This is a genomic window from Parasaccharibacter sp. TMW 2.1884 (assembly GCF_023337695.1).
In the GTDB taxonomy this organism is placed as follows: Bacteria; Pseudomonadota; Alphaproteobacteria; order Acetobacterales; family Acetobacteraceae; genus Bombella; species Bombella apis.
This window is the reverse complement of the sequence record NZ_QORR01000005.1, coordinates 1-22,146: the sequence shown is the minus strand read 5'-3', so window position 1 is coordinate 22,146 and position 22,146 is coordinate 1. Positions and strand designations below refer to the sequence as shown.

The window sequence follows — 22,146 nt, the reverse complement described above, 5'->3', positions numbered from 1 at the left end:
TAACAGCTGTCAGGCCATTGGGCCAGAGGCCCATATCCGCAAGGGAAGGCTCAGGCCTCGTTTTTGCGGGATTCGGCCTGCCGTTTCCGCTCGCTCTGTGTCTTGAGCTGCCCGCAGGCGGCGAGGATGTCCTTGCCACGGGGCATGCGGATGGGGGCGGCATAACCGGCATCCATGACGATCTGGGCAAAACTGGCCAGCCGCTCCCGTGTGGAGGGGCGGAAGTCCGATCCCGGCCATGGATTGAAGGGGATGAGATTGACCTTGGCGGGCAGGCCACGGATCAGCCGCACCAGCTCCCGGGCTTCGGCATCACTGTCATTCACGTCCCGGATCATGATGTATTCAAAGGTGATGCGGCGGGAGTTGGAGGCGGCCGGATAGCGGTGGCAGGCGGCCATCAGCTCCTCGATCGGGTATTTCCGGTTCAGCGGTACGAGCTGGTCCCGCAGGTCGTTGCGGACGGCATGGAGGGAAATGGCCAGATTGATGCCCAGCTCGTCACCGCAGCGGTCCATCATGGGCACGACGCCGGAGGTGGAGAGCGTGATCCGGCGGCGGGAGAGGGCGATGCCTTCGCCATCCATGATGATCTTCATGGCCTTGGCGACGTTCTCATAATTGTAGAGCGGCTCTCCCATGCCCATCAGCACGATGGTGGAGAGCAGGCGGGGCGTGTCCCCCTTGGGGCTGGGCCATTCGCCATAGCTGTCCCGTGCTGCCATGAACTGCCCGACAATTTCGGCTGCTCCCAGATTGCGGACGAGCTTCTGCGTTCCCGTATGGCAGAAGGTGCAGGACAGGGTGCAGCCCACCTGGGAGGAGATGCAGACGGCTCCACGGTCTTCCCGCCTGTCTGGAATATAGACAGTCTCTGCCTCCTGCCCGTCCCGGAAGCGGAAGAGGAACTTGCGCGTGTCGTCCTTGGATGTCTGCTGCGTCGTCAGGCTGGGGCGGCCGACGATGAAGTGCTTTTCCAGCTTGGCCTGCAAGGGCTTGGCGATGGTGGACATGCGGGAGAAGTCCGTCACGCCCTGATGATAGATCCAGTGCCAGAGCTGCTTGGCCCGGAAGGGCTTCTCGCCAATCTCGGTCAGGACCCCGGCCAGCTCTTCCCGGGAGAGGCCGACCAGCTCACGGCGTCCATCCTCCGTGACCGGTGTTGGCGGTGCGAACAGGGCTGACTTGGCCTCGATGCGTTTGCGCTCGCTCTCGTTGAGGGCATTCACGGCATCGGAGGAAATGGGAGCTGAAGAAGGCATCGGATGTGTCATGTGGTGGCTATAGCATGGGAACCCGTTTCCGGGTCAGAAAAGTGAGGGGCGAGGGTGGGCTTACCCGATGGCGTCCTTGCGGGCGGCGATGAGGAACTCCCTGTTGCCTTCGGGCCCGGTGATCGGGCTGGGAACCAGGCCAAGGATGGTCCAGCCGGGGAGGCTGGCAAACCAGTCCCGGATTTCCTCGCAGACACGTTCATGCACGGCGGGGTCCCGTACGACCCCCTTGGGGCCGATGTCGGCCCGGCCTGCCTCGAACTGCGGCTTGATGAGGGCCACGGCCCAAGCCCCATTTTTTGCCATGCCAAGGGCCGGAGCCAGAACGGTTTTCAGGCTGATGAAGCTGGCATCGCAGACGACAATGTCCGGGGCCTCGGGTATGTGTTCGGCATTCAGGTGGCGGGCGTTGGTTTTCTCCAGCACCACCACACGGTCATCGGAGCGTATCTTCCAGGCCAGCTGGCCGTGTCCGACATCCACGGCATAGACTTTTGCCGCTCCATTCTGGAGCAGCACGTCGGTAAAGCCGCCCGTTGAGGCTCCGACATCCACGGCGATCTTTCCCTCTGCAGAGAGGGGGAAATGTTCCAGTGCATGGGCCAGTTTCAGCCCGCCACGGGAGACCCAGGGATGGTCCTGCCCTTTCAGGGTCAGGGGCATGTCTTCAGTGAGCTGATCCCCTGCTTTTTTGACGGGCCTGTCACCATGCGGGCCGGCATAGACCAGCCCGGCCATGATGAGGGCCTGTGCCCGGCTGCGTGTCTCCACCAGCCCCCTGTCCACAAGGAGCTGGTCCGCACGGCGTTTGGCCATCAGGCCCCAGCCTTGCCATCAAAGGCCTTGCGGGCCAGATCGGCAATGTGACGGGCTGTCAGGCCCGCTTCTTCGTACTGGGCCGCAGGAGTGTTGTGGTCGATCCACGTATCCGGCAGGGCCATGGGGCGGAAACGGACCTGATCGAGCAGGCCGGTTTCGGCCAGATGCTGCACTACCTGCGTGCTGAACCCACCCGGTGCGCCATCCTCAATGGTGATGAAGACCTTGTGCTGGCGGGCGAGGGATTCGATCAGCGCACCGTCAACTGGCTTGGCGAAGCGGGCATCGGCCACGGTGACGGCAATACCGTCCCTGGCCAGCGTTTCGGCGGCCTTCAGGGCCTCGTGCAGGCGGGGACCGAGAGCAAGGATGGCTACGCCTTCTCCTTCGGAGGAGCGGATGATGCGGCCTTTGCCGATTTCCAGAATTTCCCCTTCATCGGGGAGTTTCTGGCCCAGACCAGCCCCACGGGGATAGCGCAGGGCGATTGGTCCGCTGTCATGCGCCCATGCCGTGGCCGTCATGTGAAGCAGCTCCACCTCATCAGACGGAGCCATGACCGTCATGTTGGGCAGACAGCAGAGATAGTTCAGGTCAAAGGAGCCTGCATGGGTTGCGCCGTCCGCACCGACAAGCCCGGCCCGGTCCACGGCAAAGCGGACAGGCAGGTTCTGGAGGGCCACGTCATGCATGACCTGATCATAGGCCCGCTGGAGGAACGTGGAGTAGATGGCGCAGAAGGGGCGCATCCCTTCGCTGGCGATCCCGGCGGCAAAGGTCACGGCATGCTGCTCGGCAATGCCGACATCAAAATAGCGGTCAGGATGCTGCTGGGCCATTTTGTCCAGCCCGGTGCCGGACGGCATGGCTGCCGTGATGGCAACCACCCTGTCATCCTGGTTGGCCCGGTGGAGCAGCTCGCGGGAGAAGACATCCGTGTAGGTGGGGGGACCAGCAGGCCCTTTTTTCTGCTTGCCGGTTTCCACGTCGAAGCGGGCGACGGCATGATATTTGTCCCCGGCGGCCTCGGCCGGTTTGTAGCCACGGCCCTTTTCCGTGATGACGTGCAGCAGGACGGGTCCCTTGTCCTCGGCATCCCGCAGGTTGCGGAGGATGGGGACAAGCTGGTGCATGTCGTGTCCATCTACCGGGCCGATGTAATAGAAGCCCAGCTCCTCGAACAGCGTGCCGCCGATGATCATGCCACGGGCATATTCCTCGGCCCGCTTGGCTGTGCGCTCAATGCGGGAGGGCAGCCGTTTGGCCAGCTTGCCCGCCATGTCCCGCAGGGTGAGGAAGCGGCGGGAGGACATCAGGCGGCTGAGATAGTTGGACATGGCCCCGACAGGCGGCGCAATGGACATCTCATTGTCATTCAGGATGACGATGAGCCGTTCCGCCCCCTTGCCACCCATGGCCCCGGCATTGTTCATGGCCTCATAGGCCATGCCGGCGGAGATGGACCCGTCCCCGATGACGGAGATGACATTCCGTTCCCGGTAGGAAGGATGGTCCTCCGCATAGAGGTGATGGGCAACAGCCATGCCCAGTCCAGCAGAGATGGACGTGGAGGAATGGGCCGCACCGAAGGGGTCGTAGGGGCTTTCCGACCGGCGGGTGAAGCCGGAGAGACCGCCCGGCTGGCGCAACGTGCGGATCTGCTCACGGCGGCCGGTCAGGATCTTGTGCGGATAGGCCTGGTGGCCGACATCCCAGATCACCCGGTCATCCGGTGTGTTGAACACTGCATGGAGGGCGACCGTCAGCTCGACCACGCCGAGGGAGGCACCCAGATGCCCACCCGTGGTGGAAACCGCATTGATGGTCTCCGAGCGGAGTTCTTCGGCCAGGGTGGTGAGCTGCTCGATGGACAGGTTTTTCATGTCCGCCGGTACGCTTACCCGATCCAGAAGAGGATAACGGCCCAGAGTAGGGATGGAGGAAGACGTGCTCATGAACAATCAGTTCCTGCGTTCAACGAAATAATCAGCGAGGGCACGGAGCGTATCCGCACGGGGACCGAAAGAGGAAAGGGACTGGCGGGCCTGCTCGCTCAGGCGCAGGGCCTCCTTGCGGGCCCCTTCGATGCCAAGCAGCGAGACGTAGTTGGACTTGCAGGCATCTTCATCTTTCCCTGCCGTTTTGCCCAGTTCTTCGGTGCTGGCGGTAGTGTCTAGAATGTCATCAGCCACCTGGAAGGCCGTGCCGAGGTCGGTTCCGTAGCGGACGATGGCTTGGCGGCGTGGGTCATCGGCCTTGAGCCCTGCCAGAATGGCCCCGGCTTCTGCTGCATAGCGGATGAGGGCACCTGTCTTCATGGCATGAAGGCGTTTGACCTTCTCGAGAGGAAGAGCCTTGCCTTCCCCGCGGATGTCGATGACCTGACCGCCCACCATGCCTGCACTGCCGGAGGCACGGGCCAGTGCCAGCGCCAGCTCGGCCCGGATGGCGGGGTCTGCACTTGTGGCGTCTTCCAGCAGGACTTCGAAGGCACTGGTCTGGAGGGCATCACCAGCGAGGATGGCGAAGGCTTCATTGAATTTCTTGTGGGTGGAAGGCTGGCCCCGGCGGAGGTCATCATCATCCATGGCAGGCAGGTCATCATGGACGAGAGAATAGGCGTGCAGGAACTCGACGGAGGCAGCCACACGCAGGGCGGCTTCACGGGATGCCCCGAAAAGGGCTGCGATCTCCAGCACGAGGAATCCTCGCAGCCGTTTGCCGCCATTCAGGGCGGCATAGCGCATGGCGTCGATCAGCAGGGATTCATCACCCGGCACTGGCGGCAGGAGAGCATCAATGCTGGCCTCGATCTCACGACAGGCCTGGCGGAGGGCATCCTTGAGGGGAAGGGCGTGGCTGTCGGTCATCGGGAAGTCTCCTTGCGGAAGGTGGCTGTCGTAAGTGTGTGCAGGCAATGATTCATCAGAATGGAATCTCATCATCCAGATGAGGCGGCGGGGAAGACCAGCCTTCCTTTGGGGCGGGTGATGGCCTTCTGGGGCTGGCGTTGGCCCTTCTGCGTGGGGCAGGCTGTTCCGCCTTCTCCAGAGGTTCTTCCGACAGGGAGCCATCAGCCTTCTGGACGATGGCCTTCACACGCATTTCTGCCTCTCCCAGCTTTTCCTCACAATGGCGGCGCAGGGCAGCACCGCGCTCATAAGCGGAGATTGCGTCTTCCAGCTTCATCTGGCCGCTTTCCAGCCCGCGGACGATCTGCTCAAGTTCGGCCAGGGCGTTTTCAAAAGAAAGCTGGTGCAGCGGTGTTGTCTGTGTCGTCGTAGGGTCGGGCATGAACTATCCAGCCGGGGTTCAGATCATGAAACTTACAGGGCATTACAGGGATGGAGAGATTTTTTCCAGCCCTCATCCTGCCCGTCGGGGAACATCACGGAGCGCCGTGATGTTTTTCCGGGAGAGTGGCAACCCTGTTTTAACGTTTTTTATCGAGGAACATCAGGGCTTTTGTCTTACAGTTTCATTAAAACCGCCCCTGCAGAATCATGTAACAGAGAAAAATTATATCAAGACAAATTATGACAGGTGTAACTTTGTGAAATGCCCGTCTGATGAGTAGCATGGCCGTATAGAGCAGCATTCCGCAGGCAAGGGCCAGCATGAAACTGCCCGTAACGACCGTCAGCAGAACCATGCAGAGGGGTGGGAAGGACTCTTCCAGATTGTCGGGCAGTTCGGTCAGGTTGCTGAGCATGATGATTCCGACAAAGACCAGTACAGGGGCTGTTGCCAGAGCGGGGATGGCTGTTATCAGGGGCCAGAAGAAACAGGAGAGGGCAAACAGCAGGGCGACCACAAGGGCGCTGAGGCCTGTACGGCCACCGGCTTCGGCGCCTGTCAGGCTTTCCAGATAGGCGGAAACGGTACAGGTTCCAAGCAGGGCCCCGATGATGCTGGCTGCTCCGTCCGCTGCAAAGGCGCGGGGAGGCAGGTCGGGTTGTTCTCTGGTGCCGCAGAGCCCAGCCTGTCGTGTCACTGTCAGCATCGTTCCTGTGGCATCGAAGAAATCGCTGAGCAGGATATAGAGCGTGATGGGCAGCAGCAGCCCGAGATGCTGAAAGAATTCATGGAAGTCGAAGGGCGCAAGCATGTTGACCGGATAATGGGGCCAGTCAATCAGGTGGCCGGGAAGCTGGGTCAGGGGCTGCCCATCAGGGCCGGGGACGACAAGGCCGGCAAGGGTCAGGACCATGATGGTGATAAGCAGCCCTGCGGGAATACGGAGAAGCTGGAGCAGCAGGCAGAACATCACCCCAGCCAGGGCAAGGATCACGGCCGGGTGCGAGAGGGAGGCAAAACCAAGCCCGCCTGCGGATGGGACTGCGATTCCGGCGGAGATGAGACCGATCCGGGCGATGAAAGCGCCAATGGCTGTCTGGATGCCCAGTATGATGCAGGGTGGAAAGCTTTGTATGATTTTCAGGCGAAGCCGTGTGAGCGAGAGGAGCGTGAAACACATCCCGCTGAAGAGGACGACCGTGAAGGCCGTGGAGGGTGAGACATGGGCCTGCTGAACGACCACCTGGGCAAACAGGACATTGCTGCTCATGGCGGGGGCCAGGGCTATGGGCAGCCGTGCCCATAGGGCCATGAGCAGTGTTCCGGCTACGGCACCGGCGATGGTGGTCATGATCATGTCATGGCGGGCCAGTCCGGCACCTGCCAGAACAGCCGGATTGACGGCCATGATATAGGCCATGGAGCCAAAAATGGTCAGTCCGGCACTGATTTCACGGGGGATTGTTGAGTGACGCCGGGTGATCTGGAAGAAATGGTCAAGGGAAGAGCGGATCACGGCGTCATGTTTCATGAAAGAGGGGATGTCTAGCGGGGCCAGTCGTGGAAGAGCCGGTAGAGCAGGGGGGTAAAGAGTGTACGGGCCTCCTGCTCTGGCAGCTGGGCATAGAGAGCCCCGATGACGGATGGTGAGAGCCACCGGCCCTGCCGTATGGCTTCATGGAGTCCAGCGGCTGAAAAACCATGGAGTGTAAAGTGCTGGAGAGCGTTTTCCACGGGGTCCAGCCTGGAGAATGAGGAGATCTCTGCGGGGACGAGGGTTACGGGGGCGTCATCGGGGAAAGCCAGCGCCGTCGGGCGGAGCGAGAGCCTGACAGCTCCGTCATCCTGTTGGAGATGGAGGGGCAGGCAGTCCAGCAGGGTCGGGAAACAGGTGGAGGCAGGGGCTGCTGCGGGCAGGTATGGGAGGCCAGACGGACGGTCTGCATACAGCCATGCCCGATTTTCCATTCCCGGTACGGGGTTTTCCGGCTTGATGAGGCAGAGCGGTATCAGCGTGGGACTGTCCCGGAGTTCCTCAAGGGGGTGGAAGCCTGTCATGCGGCTGTCCCTGTTCAGGGCAAGCCGCTGTCCGTCGCGGTGCAGATGGAACCGGTTGAAGCGGCAGGCGGTCTCGGGGGGAGGTGCCCCGGTGGAGGAGGTAGGGGCCTGTCCATTCTGTATGGCGTAACAGGCACCGAGGATCAGGCCCTGAAGGAGATGGGCGCTGATATCCAGCGTCTGGGGCAGGAGAGCCTGCCCTTTGTCGTAGAACTGTTCGCTGCGGTCGAAGTGGCGGCGCATCTGCGGTGTGTGGCTGCTGGTGGCAGCATCATGCAGGATGCGGGCAGCGGACCAGTCCGGCGCTGCATGGATATGGGCAAACGGGTCTGGCAGGCCCTGTCTGCTGGAAGGACGGAAAAAAGACCGTGTGACCCGGCTGTCCGGGAAATTGCTGTCGGCGTGGGTCTGAAAGAGGGCCCGTGGATGGGGCATCTGCCCATCAAGGGTTTTGTGGGCCCATTGGCCAAGGCCGGTCAGGCACCAGTTGACAGGGAGATGACTGGTTTTCTGGAAGGTCTCTGCCCCCAGTTCTGCCTCCATCCCGGTCAGGAACGCCTTCACGGAGCCGCCATCAGGCGTGAAATATTCATCCACGGCCAGCTGGATGATCCAGTCGAAATGGTCGCCCTCCTGCTGGAGCATGGTCAGCAGGGCATCCTGATGGCGGTGCAGGCTGTCTGTTTCCTGGCGGTCCGTTGTCAGCAGGCGGATGTCGTAGTTGCGGGCTGCCTGGGTCAGGATGTCCTGCGTACCATCGGTGGAATGGTCGTCACAGATGAGCAGGGCCGAAAAACCCGCCGCCATATGGTGGGCGATCCACCAGCCAAGCCTGTTGGCTTCATTGTGGACGCAGAGAAGGGCGGCGGTCCGGGGCATGGGTCAGTCCATCTTCAAGGCGGCGAGGAAGGCGCTCTGCGGGATTTCGACCTTGCCGAACTGCCGCATGCGTTTCTTGCCCTCTTTCTGCTTTTCCAGCAGCTTGCGTTTACGGGAGATGTCACCACCATAACATTTGGCCGTGACATCCTTGGAGAGAGCCCCCAGCGTCTCACGGGCGATCACCTTGGAGCCGATGGAGGCCTGGATGGCGATCTTGAAGAGCTGGCGGGGGATGAGGTCTTTCAGCTTGGCGCAGATGGCCCGGCCCCGTGTCTCGGCCACGGTACGGTGGGCGATGAAAGCCAGGGCATCCACTGGCTCGTGATTGACGAGGATGGAGATGCGGACCAGATCGCTCTCCTCGTAACCATCCATCTGATACTCGAAGGAGGCATAACCCCGCGTGAGGGATTTCAGACGGTCATAGAAGTCGAACACCACCTCGTTGAGGGGCAGGCGGTACACGACCATGGCCCGGTCTCCAACATAGGTCAGGTCGATCTGGACGCCACGACGTTCCGTGCAGAGGGTGAGGACGGACCCCAGATACTCGTCCCGCACGAGGATGGAGGCCTTGATCCACGGCTCTTCGATATAGTCGATCTTGCTGATCTCCGGCATGTCGGCCGGGTTGTGCAGCTCTTCGACCTCGCCGTTGTTCATGTGCATCTTGTACACGACGGAGGGAGCGGTGGCGATGAGGTCCAGATTGAACTCACGGGAGAGACGCTCCTGGATGATCTCCAGATGCAGCAGCCCGAGGAACCCGCAGCGGAACCCGAAGCCGAGGGCAGCCGATGTTTCCGCTTCGAAGTGGAAGGAGGCGTCATTGAGCCGCAGCTTGCCGAGGCTGGTGCGCAGCTTGTCGAAATCGTCGGCATCGACAGGGAAGAGACCACACCAGACGACCGGTATGGAGGGCTTGAAGCCGGGCAGGGCCTTTTCCGCCGGGCGGTTGTCCAGCGTGATGGTGTCACCGACATTGCAGTCCGCCACGGTCTTGATGGCGGCGTTGATGTAGCCCATCTCGCCCGGGCCGAGGGAGTCGACCGGCTGCATCTTGGGCAGGAACACGCCGACCTGGTCGACATGATAGGTTGCCCCGGTCTGCATCATGCGGATCTTGTCGCCCCGCTTCAGGCGGCCTTCCTTGATGCGGACAAGGATGATGACGCCGAGATAGCTGTCGTACCAGCTGTCCACCAGCAGCCCCTGGAGGGGAGCCTCGGCATCACCCTTGGGGGCAGGCAGGCGCTGGACAAGGGCTTCCAGCACGCCTTCGATGTTCAGGCCCGTCTTGGCACTGATCTCCACGGCATCATCTGCCGGGATGCCGACCACTTCCTCGATCTGGGCACGGACACGTTCCGGCTCAGCGGCCGGGAGGTCAATCTTGTTGAGAACGGGGACGATCTCATGGTTGGCGTCAATGGCCTGATAGACGTTGGCCAGAGTCTGCGCCTCGACGCCCTGTGAGGCATCCACGACCAGAAGGGACCCTTCGCAGGCGGCGAGGGAACGGCTGACCTCGTAGGCGAAGTCCACATGGCCGGGCGTGTCCATGAGGTTGAGCGTATAGACGTTGCCATCCTTGGCGGGATAGGTCAGCCGGACAGTCTGGGCCTTGATGGTGATGCCCCGCTCCTGCTCCAGCTCCATGGAATCGAGAACCTGCCCCTTCATTTCACGGGCAGTCAGGGCGCCGCAGGCTTCGATCAGCCGGTCGGCCAGGGTGGATTTGCCATGGTCGATATGGGCGATGATGGAAAAATTGCGGATGAGGTGAAGCGGTGTGTCGGTCATGACGCCCTAATTAGGTGATTCTGAAAGTTCTGTCAGCATGTGTGGTGGCGGGGAGGCCCTCGCCACGGGTGAAGGGGGCTAGCGGTCTGTCAGGCGGAACTCGATCCGTCGGTTGCGGGCCAGAGCTTCCGGGCTTGAGCCATTGTCCAGTGGCTGATAGCCGGAGAATGCCGTGGCAGCAATGTGATGCGGGTCCACCCCATTGGTGATCAGTGTTTTGACGACCGTAATGGCACGGGCGGATGACAGCTCCCAGTTGCTTGGGAAAGTGGAGCGGATCGGCTTGCGGTCCGCATGGCCATCAACACGGAGAATCCATGGGACATCAGACGGAATGGTGGCCGCCACCTCACGGAACGTACGGGCCAGGGTGAGGAGCTGTTTCTGGCCTGTCGGGGTGAGAGTTGCGCTGCCACTGGGGAAGAGAATCTCGGACTGGAAGACAAAGCGGTCGCCCACAATGGAGATTCCTGGCTGATTTTTGAGAATGTCCCTCAGTCTGCCAAAGAACTCGGAACGGTAACGCTGAAGCTGGTTGACCTTGTCAGCGAGGGCGATGTTGAGCTTCTGCCCCAGCTCGGCGATGCGGGCATCCTTGTCCACCTCGTTCTTTTTTTCAATCTCCAGGGCACTGGAGACGGCCTGGAGCTGGCGGGTCAGCTCGGTGATCTGCGATGAGAGATCGGCAATGCTGCCAAGCTGGGCGCTTTCGACCTCTTTTGAGTGGGTCTGCATGTCGTCCAGCTGATGCTGTCGCTCATCAAGCTGGCTCTTCAGCGTGGCGACCATGGCACGCTGTTCCTGCTCGGCACTGCTCAGCGTTTTGACCTTTGCCTCACTGAGGGAGAGCATGTCACTGAGATGGGTGAGCTCCTGCTTCAGGTTTTCCAGAGCGTGTTCTCTCTGGGTGATGGTCGCAGAGAGGAATTCCTGCCCGAGGACGAAGACGAGCAGGACGAACGTGACCACCATCAGCAGGGAGGAGAGGGCGTCCACATAGCCCGGCCAGGCATTGATGGAGCCGGAGCGGTGACGGCGGCGGGCCATGGTCAGCCCTCCCCACGCCGGGAGATGAAGGGGCTTTTCTCACTTCTGGCAAGGGAAACGATATCGGTACGCAGGCCGAGCAGCTGCCTTTCCATGTCCTGAAGCAGCTGGGTGACGGCCGGATCCTCGAAGTGACGCTGGCTGACGCTGCTGCTCAGGGCCTTCATGGTCCGCAGTGTGGCCTGGTTCCCTTCTTCGATCTGCTGAAGGATCTGCTGGAGCTGCGAGAGGTCCTGCGCAGGGGCGGCAGGGGGTGCCTGATGGCTGCGGAGGGTCTCGTTGATTTCTGTCAGCTTCTCAATGATGTGCGTCTGTCCAGCCCGGATGGCCTCATCATGCTGATGGGATGTGGTTTCACGTTCATGAGGCAGGGCTTCACGGATCTCCGCCAGCTTCTCGATGATGGCGGCCTGCCCTTCACGGAGGACTTTATCATGAGGCTGAGCGGCTGCTTCACGATGATGCAGGAGATTCTCGCTGATGCGCGTCAGTCTCTCAATGAGAGACCCCTGATTTTCACGGGATGGGGAGGATGTGTCATGTTGTGTCGCTGGAGCTCCCTTGCGGAAGGTCTCATTCATGCTGGTCAGCTGGCCGAGAATGGCGGACTGGTCCCTGTGGAAGGCACCATCGGCATAGAGCTTGTGCATGGTTTCGTTCAGGGCGCGCAGGCCAAGAATGATCTTGGCGTTGTCCTCTCCGTCCACCTCCAGGATGCGGCGCAGGATGGTGATGTTCTGCTGGAGCAGGGCCACATTTTCCGTCGTGAGCCGCATGAAGTCCTGCACACGTGGCAGCCAGGCTTCCATGGTGGCCAGTCTGTCTTCTGCGGGGCTCTCAGGTCCTGTTTCCGGGTTTTCGAGAAAGGTCTGGTCAGCCAGCCATTCCTCGATCTCATTGGCAAAACGGTTCTGCGCCTGTCCTGATGTCAGGTCGAGGAAGCCGAGAATGAGCGACCCCGCCAGACCGAACATGGAGGCAGAGAAGGCCGTGGACATGCCACCGAGCGGTTTGACCAGTCCTGTTTTGACGTGCTCGAACATGGTGGATATGTCCGCCCCGCCGGAAGGCATGGCGCTGATGACATCTGCCACGGAACGTACGGTGAGAATCAGCCCATAGAACGTGCCCAGCAGCCCGAGAAAGACCAGAAGCTGCGTGATGTAGCGGGAAATCTCCCGGCCTTCATCCATGCGGGCTTCCAGGCTTTCCAGCATGGCCCGTGTGGTCTGGGTGGAGAGGGAGAGACCGGGATTCTCATCCCGCCGTGCCCGCAGGACACGGGCCATGGGGGAGAGAAGCCGGGGCGGCTCCGGCACTTTCAGCCCGGCTCGTGGCTGGCGCAGGATGTTGACCCAGCGGACTTCAGGAAAGAGCCGGATGGTCAGATGGAGGTTCCAGAGAATGCCCAGCAGCAGGATGGCGATGATGACACCGTCCAGTCCCGGATTGACCATGAAGGCATGGACCAGCACATCCCGCAGGGCAAAGGCCAGCCCCATGATGATTAGCAGAAAAACAACGATACGGACGAGATAACGGGTCGGGCGCGTCATGGTGCCGTGTTTCCTTTTTCAGGACTGTCTGAAGGAGAGGGGTTGGCTTCGGGGAGGATGTCCAGCCTGTCCGCAGGGGCGGTGTCGGTACTGTCTGGCCGCCCTTGGGCGATGGGATAGATGCGTGTCGTGGCAATGCCGCTCCGTACCAGCAGGCCACGCACGGCCAGGGCACGGGAGAGGGCCAGCCGGCGGGGTGCAGAAATGTCGCTGCCGGGCACCGTGGCATAACTGCGGAGTACGAAGCGTGTGTCTGCTTTCGGGGCCATGGTCTCCGCATAATGGCGGATGGACTCGATGGTTGTGGCGTTCAGGCCGGTGCTGCCGGTGTCGAACAGGATGCGCAGGGCGTCCGCCTCCTGCGGCTCGGTATGGCTGTGGCTGCTTCCGTCGGGCTGGACGTCCGCTGCGGGAACGGCAGGGTGCAGGATGACAGGGAATTCTGGTGGGGTGATGACTGTCGGTTTGGGAGCCTCAGCAGCAATGCTGGGAACCCGGGTATATCCCGGCGGTACGGGCGGGGCCTGCGGTACGGGGGCAGGATGGGTCACCGTGCGATTTTCCTGCCGGGCGGATTGCCGGGGTGTCTGGGTTGCTGGTGCAGCCTCGGGGAGGGCATCCAGATTCGTGGAAACCTGGGCCCGCACCGCCGGGGCGCACAGAAGCCCCGCCACGAGAGGCGTGCAAAGCAGAGGGAAGAGGGAAGCCAGCCGGTTTTTCATGCCTGCATCCTATGCGGAGGAGCCGCATCCTGCAATCTTTATGGCGGTACCATAGCAGAGAACACGGCTCCATCCCCGGTCATGGTGGAATGATGTTTCAGTCCTGCGTGAGGGCGCTGTGCACCAGTTCACGCAGGGGGGCATGGAAGTGCTGGTTGCCAGCGACGACATGGACATCATCATCAAGGGTACCGAGGTCGTTGCCCTCAACATCCGTGGCATGGCCACCGGCCTCCCGGACAATCAGCAGCCCTGCGGCACAGTCCCACGGCTTCAGGCCCAGCTCCCAGTAACCTTCATAGCGGCCGGCAGCCAGCCAGGCGAGGTCCAGGGCGGCAGCGCCGCAGCGGCGGATGCCAGCGACCTTGGGCATCAGGCTGCTCAGCACGCGGCCAAAAGGCATGCGGTACTGGGCTGGTACCTTGGCGAAAGGAATCCCCGTGGCAAACATGGCTTCCGAAAGCTTACGCCGGGCAGAGACACGGATGCGCCGGTCATTGAGGAAGGCACCAATGCCTTTCTCGGCCCAGAACATCTCATGAGAGGCCGGGTTGTAAACGACGGCGGCCACCAGCTCGACGTCCCCATTCGGATGACGACGCTGGAGGGCGATGGAAATGGCCCAGTGCGGAATGCCGTGGAGGAAGTTGGAGGTGCCGTCCAGCGGGTCGACAATCCAGCGCCATGTCCAGTTGTCACCGCCAGAGGCCCCGCTCTCTTCCATAAGGAAGGCGTAGCCGGGACGGGCACGGGCCAGTTCTTCACGGATGGTCTTCTCGGCCCGCATGTCGGCCTGGGAGACGAAGTCTCCCGGACCCTTGATGCTGACCTGGAGCTGCTCGACCTCGGCAAAGTCACGCAGGAGAGACCGCGCCGCTTTCTGCGCGGTGTTCTGCATGACAGCCATATGGGGAGAAAGACGCATGATCAGTCCTTGGCACGCTCGACGTAGGTGGCGTCTTCCGTGCGGACGACAATGCGCTCACCGGCCTCGATGAAAGGAGGCACCATCACCTTCACGCCGTTGGAGAGCACGGCAGGCTTGTAGGAGGAGCTGGCCGTCTGGCCCTTGACGACCGGGTCGGCCTCGGCAATCTCCAGCGTGACCTGCGGCGGCAGGGTGACGGCCACCGGGTCGCCCTCGACCAGCTTGACGCTGATGGTCATGTTGTCCTGAAGGAAGGGGAGCTGATCGCCAAGGATGTCCTTCGGCAGCATGGTCTGCTCGAACGTCTCGGGGTCCATGAGGACGATGTTGTCGCCATCCATGTAGGAATAGATGTAGTCGTTGTCCTCTGTGACGAGACGCTCGACGGTGTCGGCCGTACGCCACCGCTCGTTGCTCTTGTTGCCGCTGGCGAGGTCGCGCATCTCCACCTGGATGAAGGCACCGCCCTTGCCGGGGGTCAGAATCTGCTGCTTGAGGACGGTCCAGCGGCGGCCGTTATGTTCGATGACCTGCCCGGCCCGGATGAGGTTGGCTTGCTGTTTCATGTCAGCTCCTGATGTACATGCAAAAGATCGGGTATTGCTCAAGGCTTCTGGCCATGCAGGCAGGGCAGAAGCGGAAACTCTCTGATGAACTTCAGGGAGACTTCTAGCCGCGTCGGTGGGGCGGGCGCAAGCTCCCTCTGTACACTCTAGGTAAAAGGGTAAGGCTTTCCGTCCGGTCCCCGTGCCTGCGAGGAGCCGGAGCTTTCATCGGCCGGGGTGGAGACGAGATAATCCGGCCCGAGTGGAACCTTGCCTTTCCCGCCCGGTATGTCCACGACATAGGTCGGCCAGACCAGCCCGGAGACCCGGCCCCGCAGGCTTTCCAGCAGGGCACGGCCTTCCTCCACCGGCACATGGAAATGCGCCGTGCCGGGGGCGGAATCGAGGTGATGCAGGTAGTAGGGCTTGATGCGGGCGGCGATCAGGGCACGGAGGAGGGCCTCCAGCGATTCCGTCGTGTCATTCACGCCCCGCAGCAGGACGGACTGGGACAGGACGGGGATACCCCGGCCCAGCATCTGCCGGACAGCCACACGGGCCTCGTCCGTCAGCTCCCGGGCATGGTTGATGTGGGCAACCATCCAGAGGGCACGGTCAGTCTCCATGGCGTCGAGAAGCGCCGTGGTCAGGCGTTCCGGGGCGGCGACAGGTACACGGCTGTGGATGCGGATGATGTCGATGTGACTGATGGAGGACAGGCGCTGGATGATGTGTTGCATCCGGCGGGGGGAGAGCATCAGCGGGTCGCCCCCGGTCAGGATGATTTCCCGTATCTGCGGATGTGCCTCTATCCAGTGGAAGGCGGTTTCCAGAGCCTCTTCCCCCAGCAGGCCGCCATCGGGCCCTACATGCTCCCGCCGGAAGCAGAAGCGGCAGTAGAGCGGGCAGACCAGCAGGGGCTTGAGCAGGGCCCTGTCTTCATAGCGATGCACGATGCCTGGGACAGGGGAGAGGGCCTCATCACCGATCGGGTCTTCGCTTTCATGGGGCATGGTCCGCAGCTCCCGGGCATCGGGAATGACCTGCCGGGCGATCGGGTCATCCGGGCTGGTGATGAGCCGCTGGAAGGCGGGGGGAATGGCCGTGGCATAATGCCTGGCCACCTCCTCCAGTGCCGGGGCCTGTTCCGGCGTGATGAGCTTCGCCTCGAGAAGCGATTGTGTGCTGCGGAGGGTTCTGCCTGACGGGGAGGATGAGGCGGTATCGTGCATGAAGTTGCTCTAGCGAAAGGCCGCGTCGTCCTGCAAGAAAACTCTGCCTATGGTGCCGTGCGGGGCCTCTGGCCTATAGGGAGGGGACGGCATCGCCGGATGAGGGTGGAAGGAAACGGTCATGGAGAGTTCCAGCGCAACACAGACGACAGCCCGGATACAGGAGCGCCTGCCCCTGCTGCGCCGGCGTGCCAGGATGGTGCAGGCCGTGCGGGCTTTTTTTGAGGGCAGGGGGTATCTGGAGGTCGAGACACCCTATGCCGTTCCGGCACCGGGGGAAGAGGTGCATCTGCGCTGTTTCCGCACGGTTCTGGAACGTCCTGATGGCACGGACGAGGTCCGTTACCTCCATACCAGTCCTGAATTTGCCATGAAGCGTCTGGTGGCGGCCACGGGGCAGCCCCTGTTCCAGCTGGCCCGTGTCTGGCGCAACGGGGAGCGGAGTGCGACCCACATGCCGGAATTCACCATGCTGGAATGGTATCGTCCCGGTGCCGGGCTGTCGTCCCTCATGGATGAGACGGAGGACCTGCTGCGTCGTGTCCTGCCGCCCCGTCTCTCTCATGGGGATGTCATGCTGGAGCTGGACCGGCCTTTTGAACGCCTGACGATGCAGGAGGCTTTTGCCCGCCATGTCGGGGTGGACCTGCTGGCCAGTGCCGGGGATGCCGACCGTCTGGCCCGTGAGGCCGGGGTGGTGCTGCGGGAGGGAGAAAGCTGGGAGGACCTGTTCTTTCGCCTGCTTCTGGAAAGGATCGAGCCGCATATAGGGCGGGAGCGACCGACCTTTCTGACGCATTGGCCTGCCGAACAGGCGGCTCTGGCAAAGCGTGATCCGGCTGATCCTCGGGTGGCCCTGCGTTTCGAGCTGTATGCTGCCGGGCTGGAGCTGGCCAATGCCTTCGAGGAGCTGACGGACCCGCAGGAGCAGCGCCAGCGTTTTGAAACGGACCGGGCACGGCGGATGCAGATCACACCAGAGCAGGACTGGCCGCTGGATGAAGCTTTTCTTGAGGCATTGGCCGACATGCCGCCGACTTCTGGCATTGCACTGGGCTTCGACAGGCTCGTGATGCTGGCAACGGGTGCCCCTCGTCTTGAGGAGATTCTTTGGTTAAGCTGAGGCGGAGTGGAATTTTCTGTGTTCAGGGTGCAGGCGTGTGGAACAGGGGGAGGAATATGGAACGAGATGTGAATGGTGCGGGAAAGCGCCGGGCATGGCTGGTCCTTGGGGCTGTCATGCTGCTGGGCGGGTGTACGGTCCCGGCCCTTCAGCGGCCAAAGGTTCTGGATTCCATGGTTGGTCAGTCAACCGTTGAACTGCTGCGGCGGTTTGGGGTTCCGGCCCGTACCTACGATGTACAGGGGCACAATTTCCTCTCTTATATCGAGACACAGACGCAGGTTTCGCCGGGCTATTCCAGCTGGGATTGGGGCTGGGGCGGTGGATACGGGTACGGCTATGGTGGCGGCTGGGGGGGCATCAACATTCCCCCGAGCTATTACAGCGCTACCTGTCAGACGACATTTGAGGTTGTGGGAGACAAGGTTGTGGGATGGAAGCTGTATGGGGGAGGATGTTGAGCCTGATGCGTAGCTCTTTTGGAGGACAGGCTCTGTCCGTGAGGCTGGGTCTGTCCTGTATGGTTCTTGCCGTTCTGGCGGGTTGTTCTGGCCACCGGGTGGTCCGGCAGGATCCTGTTGACGTACATGGCTCAACCCATGCGGAGGCCTTGCCCGAGGCGAAAAGCATTCAGGCGACATACCGGCCTGCCGCACCGGATGCGCCTCCCAATCCGCAGGTCCGGTACCACATGCCGCCTGCTTTCTCTTTTGAGGACAGGCCGTTGAGCGACAATCTGGCCAGTGCCATTGAGCTGGCCGATTTTGAGGCTGCCGTCATAAGGGCGGGATACTGGTCCATTCTTGAGGGAGAGAAGGATCATACCGTGCTGGCTGTTCCCAATGGGCCGTTTGAAGCCTTCAAGCATGAGGTCAGGCCGGACCTCATGAGGGCAACGGGGCATGGTTATCTGACGGGCTTCATCGGCCAGATGATTCTTGTGGGGCACTGGGACATGCCGACAATCCGGCGCAAGGCGGCGAAGAGGGGCGGGAGCATACAGGTGCGGACATTGGCCGGCCCCGGCTATGACGTGATCCTGAAGCCCACGGTCTTCGGGAATGTGGAGGTCATCGGCAAAGATGGCACCGTGACATTGGCCGGTGATGGCTATCCGCAGTCCAACGGGGTTCTGTATATGGTGGATTCAATCCTTCCCTACCAGTAACAGGGTTTCGTCAGGGGATGGCTGCACTTATGGCCGTGAAATGGTCCAGGCCATTCTCTGCCGGGTCCAGCGTGATGGCCAGAAAGTCAGCTCCGGCCTGGGTGGCCGCCAAGGCTTCTTCCGTGGTGCAGACATGCTCGGCCACGACAGGCAGTTCCGCAAACAGGCTCCACTGCTTCAGGGCTGTCAGCCCGATGGCGGGCAGGCTGACATAATCGGCTCCCTGTTCCCCGGCCAGCATGGCGTCATCCAGTGTCAGGCAATGGCAGCCGATCTGGAACGCTTCCGGTCTGTCTCTGCGTCCGGCAAAGGTTTTGACATCTTTCGGGCTGGAAAGATGGACGCCATCGCTCTCCTTGAGGGAGAGACCATGGAGCAGATCAAGGTTGGCGGGAGCCAGAATCAGGGCGACATCTCTTTCCCAGGCCATCTGACGAACGGCATCCAGCTGTTTCCGCTCTGGTGGCCTGTCGAAGCAGAGCCGCAGAGCCGTGACGGCCTCTTGCGCCAGCAGGGGAGGAAGCTGCGCCTGAAGCTGTGTCAGGGCGGGAAGTGAGGGGATGACAGGGTAGAGGTCACAGTGATTCATGGGGGTCAGATGTGACAGATTGTTGGCTGGTTGACCAGCATTTCGTCTCCTGGAAGAGAGGCAGGTCCAGCATGACGTCATCTTCTGGGCGGCTGGAGAAAAGGCGATGTTTCATGTCGTCGGGGAGTCCAGCACGGAAATCGCGGCAAACGACTCCGTCAATCCCTTCATGCAGGGCGCTGATGGCCAGTGAGGCGCTGGCACCGCAATCAAGAATGGAAGGGGCTTCAGATCCTCTGGTGAGGTGGAGCCACCAGTCTACGCCCAGGCTTGCCCCGGCATGGAGGGGCGAGAGGATGGTGAAGGGGCGTGTGGCGAAATGTTGATGAGCCTTCAGGAGGGCAGGGCGGGTGGAAATGGTGATGAAGGGGCGTGGAAAGGGTGGAAAGGTGCTTGACGCACTGTAAAGATCGGTCATTCTGGCTTCATCTGGGAAATCAGCTGGATGGTCATGTTGGGAGTGCAGGGGAATCCTGCCATGGCAGACGTGCATCATAGGCCATGAAGGTGGGGGTGTCAGTGCAGGAGAACAGGCAGTTGAGTGTCATGCAGAAAAATCCGGATCTTGAACGGTTGGAAATTGCCCTTGTCCAGCTTGGTTTTGCTCTGGAGCAGCAGGAAATCCAGGCCGAAGCCGAGCGTACGGAACAGAAGGAAATGAGGCAGGCCCTGCTGGACAGGATCGATGCTCTTGAGGCCCGTCTGCGGACAATTCTCGAGATGGATGCCGGGGCGCTCGGGGCTGCTGCGTCTCCTGAAACAGAAGAAGAGGAAAGATAAGGGTCATGGCGCAGGTAACGCTTTCGGTCGGTGGCCTCAGCTACACGGTTGGCTGTCAGGATGGTGAGGAAGACCATCTGAAGGCGCTTGCCGCCTCCATTTCGCAGCGTCTTGAGGAAGTACGCAGAACATTGGGGCCGCGTGGTGATGGCGAGGCCATGTTTCTGGTATCGCTTCTCATGGCGGATGATCTTTACGAGGCTCGAAAGAAGCAGATGACGGATGAGGAGCGCAGTCTGGTAGAGCGTAGCCGCCAAATCGAAGCCTCCTACAAGCAGACGGCAGGGCGTCTGGCTGATGCTGCCGATATTGCGGCCAGTCTGCTCAGCAGGGTGGAAGAAGGTCTTCGGCCTTCTGGTAGTGCAGCGGCTGCGGGTGAGGCAGCGGCCGGTGAATGAGATTCTGTAGAGGCTATCGGTTCTGTCTGTGGCTGTAATCCGCAGAAAGCATGGCTCCAGTGCTTGTCTATCGCCGGGCAGGGGTGCAATATGAGAGGTGGAGCTGCCTGGTGCGTCAGGCAAGATCAACCTCTGGGCCGATAAGCACTTCCAAGGGAACTGGCTCTGTCGTGGCTGTGGTCACGTTATTACCGGTGCCCACCTGCCCTAGCAGGTCCGGGAGGGCTGATGAGACCAACGGCCAAGGCGGCTTCACTAGGTGATGGATTCCATGGCATTGCTTTCTCTTCCTTCCGATCAGACCAAGGCGATGATCCGTCAGGAAGTCCTGGCCCGTCGCCGTTCTGTCCTGCCCCGGCAGAACCGCCAGCTTGTTTCCAATCTTCTGGCCTATCTCCGTCGGATGCAACCAGCTGTCATTGCTGCTACTTGGCCCCTTCCTGGAGAGGCGGACCTGCGTCCGTTGTGTCGGCAGCTTGGTCGGGCGGGATATCGTGTGGTTCTGCCGGAAACTCCCCCCAGGGGTCAGCCACTCGTCTTTCGGGAGTGGCGGCATGACCGGCCGATGCGGAAAGGTCGTTTCGGGACGCAGCACCCTACAGGTAGGCGGTGGGCGCCGGATGTCATTCTGGTCCCCCTTGTGGCGTTCGACAGACAGGGAGGGCGGCTTGGTTATGGGGGGGGCTATTATGACAGGACATTGCCGCTCCACTCACAGGCTGCTCTTGTGGGGTATGGTCTGTCCTCGCAGGAAAGGGAGGCCCTGCCCATGGATGAACATGACCATCGATTGCCAGTCATCGTGACGGAGCGTGAGGTCATTCATATCAGTAAAGAATGAAGGATAGACATTGAGACTGCTATTTCTGGGAGACATTGTTGGCCGGTCAGGGCGTGAGGCTGTTCTTGGTGGGCTGAAAGGCTGGCGGGAAGAGCTGTCGCTGGATGTGGTTGTGGCGAATGCAGAGAATGCCTCTCATGGATTCGGCCTGTCTCCCCAGATCGCGCGGGATCTGCTTGATGGTGGCGTGGATGCGATCACGCTGGGCAATCATGCCTGGGATCGCAAAGACCTCATCGGTCAGCTTGACCAGCTTCCAGCTGTTGTCCGCCCGGCCAATTATCCTGAAGGAACCCCGGGGCATGGGAGCTGTGTCGTCACCTTGCCCTGTGGACGGAAGGTTCTGGTCATCAATGTGATGGGACGTGTTTTCATGGATGCGCTGGATGATCCATTCCGGGCGGTGGAGGCGATTCTCTCTCGGCATCGTCTCGGGGGAACCGTCCATGCGGCCATTCTGGATGTCCATGCAGAAACAACCAGTGAAAAGATGGGATTCGGCCATCTTTATGATGGAAGGGTCTCTCTCGTGGTCGGGACACACACGCACGTACCAACGGCCGATCACCGTATTCTGAGAGGCGGGACTGCCTATCAGACGGATGCAGGCATGTGTGGCGACTATGATAGTGTGATTGGCATGGAAAAAGAGAACGCCATTCGCAAGATGCTCAAAAAGGTGCCGACGGAACGGTTTCAGCCTGCGAGTGGAAAGGCCACTGTCTCTGGCCTGATGGTGGAGACAGATGATGTGACGGGCCTTGCCATCAGGGTCTGTCCGTTCCGGCAGGGGGGAGATTTGTTACCTTCCATGCCGAATTTCTGAGGTTGGATGATTCTATTATTTGGGTGGGCAGAGGGAGTGGATCGCAGGGTCCATTCCCTCTGCTGTTTTTGGGGGTGTAACTTTTTTTGAAGTTTTTTTGATTTTTTTGGTGTGATGGGGTTGTGCGGTCGGGGGGATCTGCGTATAAGCCCATTCACCGGCGGCGCTGGAGCGGAAGTTTCGGGGCGGCTGGGGTGGTCATTGACAAGAGAATATGGGTTATAAAGTAGAGACTGGAAGGGATATGTTGGCGGCGTT

At 61.1% G+C, this 22,146-nt stretch carries 22 protein-coding genes, 1 other RNA gene and 1 pseudogene; 8 read left to right on the top strand and 16 right to left on the bottom strand.

Features of this window, described 5'->3' with window-relative positions:
- Window positions 1-50 precede the first annotated feature (50 nt).
- From rlmN to DTI93_RS07880, 14 genes and pseudogenes are all read right to left on the bottom strand, one after another.
- A complete protein-coding gene (gene rlmN / locus DTI93_RS07945; RefSeq protein WP_373364578.1) occupies window positions 51-1,262 on the bottom strand; it encodes a 23S rRNA (adenine(2503)-C(2))-methyltransferase RlmN in 1,212 nt (403 codons plus the stop codon).
- Between the two features lie 72 nt (window positions 1,263-1,334).
- Entirely contained in the window at window positions 1,335-2,090 is a 756-nt protein-coding gene (locus DTI93_RS07940) for a TlyA family RNA methyltransferase (RefSeq protein ID WP_249080229.1), read from the bottom strand.
- The gene (dxs, locus tag DTI93_RS07935) at window positions 2,090-4,048 is read right to left on the bottom strand and encodes a 1-deoxy-D-xylulose-5-phosphate synthase (RefSeq protein WP_249080221.1); all 1,959 of its coding nucleotides are present in this window, start codon (window positions 4,046-4,048) and stop codon (window positions 2,090-2,092) included. The genes DTI93_RS07940 and dxs overlap by 1 nt, the downstream gene beginning before the upstream one ends.
- Window positions 4,049-4,054: 6 nt before the next feature.
- The gene (locus DTI93_RS07930; RefSeq protein ID WP_086431226.1) at window positions 4,055-4,963 is read right to left on the bottom strand and encodes a polyprenyl synthetase family protein; all 909 of its coding nucleotides are present in this window, start codon (window positions 4,961-4,963) and stop codon (window positions 4,055-4,057) included.
- A 178-nt stretch (window positions 4,964-5,141) separates the two neighbouring features.
- A pseudogene (locus DTI93_RS07925) lies at window positions 5,142-5,387 on the bottom strand (exodeoxyribonuclease VII small subunit); the annotation flags it as partial.
- A 187-nt stretch (window positions 5,388-5,574) separates the two neighbouring features.
- Window positions 5,575-6,921: an NCS2 family permease gene (locus DTI93_RS07920; RefSeq protein WP_249080219.1), complete on the bottom strand. Its 1,347-nt coding sequence runs from the start codon at window positions 6,919-6,921 to the stop codon at window positions 5,575-5,577.
- A 14-nt stretch (window positions 6,922-6,935) separates the two neighbouring features.
- On the bottom strand, window positions 6,936-8,327 hold the full coding sequence (locus tag DTI93_RS07915; protein WP_249080217.1) for a glycosyltransferase family 2 protein: 1,392 nt from the start codon (window positions 8,325-8,327) through the stop codon (window positions 6,936-6,938).
- A 3-nt stretch (window positions 8,328-8,330) separates the two neighbouring features.
- Window positions 8,331-10,133 carry a translation elongation factor 4 gene (lepA, locus tag DTI93_RS07910; protein ID WP_043557939.1) on the bottom strand — a complete coding sequence of 601 codons (1,803 nt, stop codon included), beginning with the start codon at window positions 10,131-10,133 and terminating at the stop codon, window positions 8,331-8,333.
- 78 nt (window positions 10,134-10,211) lie between these two features.
- Window positions 10,212-11,180 (bottom strand): peptidoglycan -binding protein, encoded by a 969-nt coding sequence (locus DTI93_RS07905; RefSeq protein WP_043557940.1) that lies wholly within the window; start codon window positions 11,178-11,180, stop codon window positions 10,212-10,214.
- Window positions 11,181-11,182: 2 nt separating this feature from the next.
- Complete coding sequence (locus tag DTI93_RS07900) at window positions 11,183-12,736, bottom strand: MotA/TolQ/ExbB proton channel family protein (RefSeq protein WP_249080215.1); 1,554 nt, start codon at window positions 12,734-12,736, stop codon at window positions 11,183-11,185.
- On the bottom strand, window positions 12,733-13,458 hold the full coding sequence (locus tag DTI93_RS07895; protein ID WP_052348880.1) for an OmpA family protein: 726 nt from the start codon (window positions 13,456-13,458) through the stop codon (window positions 12,733-12,735). Before DTI93_RS07895 ends, DTI93_RS07900 begins: the two co-directional genes overlap by 4 nt.
- 97 nt (window positions 13,459-13,555) lie before the next feature.
- Window positions 13,556-14,383: an inositol monophosphatase family protein gene (locus DTI93_RS07890; protein ID WP_103765179.1), complete on the bottom strand. Its 828-nt coding sequence runs from the start codon at window positions 14,381-14,383 to the stop codon at window positions 13,556-13,558.
- Between the two features lie 2 nt (window positions 14,384-14,385).
- On the bottom strand, window positions 14,386-14,952 hold the full coding sequence (gene efp / locus DTI93_RS07885) for an elongation factor P (protein WP_043557943.1): 567 nt from the start codon (window positions 14,950-14,952) through the stop codon (window positions 14,386-14,388).
- Window positions 14,953-15,098: 146 nt separating this feature from the next.
- On the bottom strand, window positions 15,099-16,163 hold the full coding sequence (locus DTI93_RS07880) for a lysine-2,3-aminomutase-like protein (RefSeq protein WP_086431221.1): 1,065 nt from the start codon (window positions 16,161-16,163) through the stop codon (window positions 15,099-15,101).
- 121 nt (window positions 16,164-16,284) lie between these two features.
- Between DTI93_RS07880 and epmA the strand changes: the two genes are divergently transcribed.
- Genes epmA through DTI93_RS07865 form a run of 3 tightly spaced genes read left to right on the top strand, consistent with a single transcriptional unit; the run spans window position 16,285 to window position 18,454 of the window.
- A complete protein-coding gene (gene epmA, locus DTI93_RS07875) occupies window positions 16,285-17,286 on the top strand; it encodes an EF-P lysine aminoacylase EpmA (protein ID WP_043557946.1) in 1,002 nt (333 codons plus the stop codon).
- A 56-nt stretch (window positions 17,287-17,342) separates the two neighbouring features.
- Entirely contained in the window at window positions 17,343-17,747 is a 405-nt protein-coding gene (locus tag DTI93_RS07870; RefSeq protein ID WP_086431220.1) for a hypothetical protein, read from the top strand.
- A 5-nt stretch (window positions 17,748-17,752) separates the two neighbouring features.
- Window positions 17,753-18,454, top strand: coding sequence for a hypothetical protein (locus DTI93_RS07865; protein ID WP_043557950.1), 702 nt, complete (start codon window positions 17,753-17,755; stop codon window positions 18,452-18,454).
- Between the two features lie 10 nt (window positions 18,455-18,464).
- On the opposite strand, the gene DTI93_RS07860 is transcribed toward DTI93_RS07865, so the two are convergent.
- Both DTI93_RS07860 and DTI93_RS07855 read right to left on the bottom strand, forming a co-directional pair.
- Window positions 18,465-19,043, bottom strand: coding sequence for a thiamine phosphate synthase (locus tag DTI93_RS07860; protein ID WP_081563299.1), 579 nt, complete (start codon window positions 19,041-19,043; stop codon window positions 18,465-18,467).
- Window positions 19,030-19,461 carry a hypothetical protein gene (locus DTI93_RS07855; RefSeq protein WP_143539899.1) on the bottom strand — a complete coding sequence of 144 codons (432 nt, stop codon included), beginning with the start codon at window positions 19,459-19,461 and terminating at the stop codon, window positions 19,030-19,032. Before DTI93_RS07855 ends, DTI93_RS07860 begins: the two co-directional genes overlap by 14 nt.
- A 128-nt stretch (window positions 19,462-19,589) precedes the next feature.
- Here DTI93_RS07855 and DTI93_RS07850 point away from each other — a divergent pair, with 128 nt between their 5' ends.
- The 5 genes from DTI93_RS07850 (at window position 19,590) to DTI93_RS07830 (ending at window position 21,888) form a co-directional block, all read left to right on the top strand.
- Window positions 19,590-19,823 (top strand): hypothetical protein, encoded by a 234-nt coding sequence (locus DTI93_RS07850; RefSeq protein ID WP_103765175.1) that lies wholly within the window; start codon window positions 19,590-19,592, stop codon window positions 19,821-19,823.
- Between the two features lie 5 nt (window positions 19,824-19,828).
- The gene (locus tag DTI93_RS07845) at window positions 19,829-20,221 is read left to right on the top strand and encodes a cell division protein ZapA (RefSeq protein WP_081563301.1); all 393 of its coding nucleotides are present in this window, start codon (window positions 19,829-19,831) and stop codon (window positions 20,219-20,221) included.
- Between the two features lie 97 nt (window positions 20,222-20,318).
- Window positions 20,319-20,478: non-coding RNA, 6S RNA (gene ssrS / locus DTI93_RS07840), on the top strand.
- Window positions 20,479-20,492: 14 nt separating this feature from the next.
- Complete coding sequence (locus tag DTI93_RS07835) at window positions 20,493-21,062, top strand: 5-formyltetrahydrofolate cyclo-ligase (protein WP_103765194.1); 570 nt, start codon at window positions 20,493-20,495, stop codon at window positions 21,060-21,062.
- Window positions 21,063-21,072: 10 nt separating this feature from the next.
- The gene (locus DTI93_RS07830; protein ID WP_081563303.1) at window positions 21,073-21,888 is read left to right on the top strand and encodes a TIGR00282 family metallophosphoesterase; all 816 of its coding nucleotides are present in this window, start codon (window positions 21,073-21,075) and stop codon (window positions 21,886-21,888) included.
- Window positions 21,889-22,146: the final 258 nt, after the last annotated feature.